A 386-nucleotide genomic window follows, 5' to 3' on the forward strand; every position below is an offset into this window, starting at 1 on the left:
GTCCGTCCCCAGCGATGGCCTTGGGCAGGGTGCCCGGCAGGTCCTTCTCGTCCGGGAGGATCTTGTTGCCGAGGTACTGGTTCGAGTACTTCTGCGTCTGGTTGTAGTAGTACTTACCGGCGTTGACGTTCAGCTCCCCCTGGACCACACCGTTGGTGCCCTTGCTGGGATCGGCGTAGTTCGCCGTGCCGAAGTTGGTGTGGTAAACCTCGCCCAACGGGCTGTCGTCGAGCGTCTTGTTGACGCCGGGCGTCTGGTTGAACACCTTGTCGCCGACGGCCTGTGCCGCCCGCACTCCCGGCGCGGGGTTGTCGAAGGCGGGCCTGCCCACCGCGTTGCCCGACGCACTGGAGTCAGCGGACGCCAGGCCGGTCGGCAAGGCAACC

Annotated in this window: 1 protein-coding gene; it reads right to left on the reverse strand. The window is 66.1% G+C overall.

What is annotated here, in order from left to right; all coding sequences use genetic code 11:
- Positions 1–386 (reverse strand): hypothetical protein (locus tag RM572_RS29605; protein WP_311676418.1); only part of this gene is annotated, 386 nt, incomplete at both ends.

Source organism: Streptomyces hazeniae, assembly GCF_031845485.1.
Classification (GTDB): domain Bacteria; phylum Actinomycetota; class Actinomycetes; order Streptomycetales; family Streptomycetaceae; genus Streptomyces; species Streptomyces hazeniae.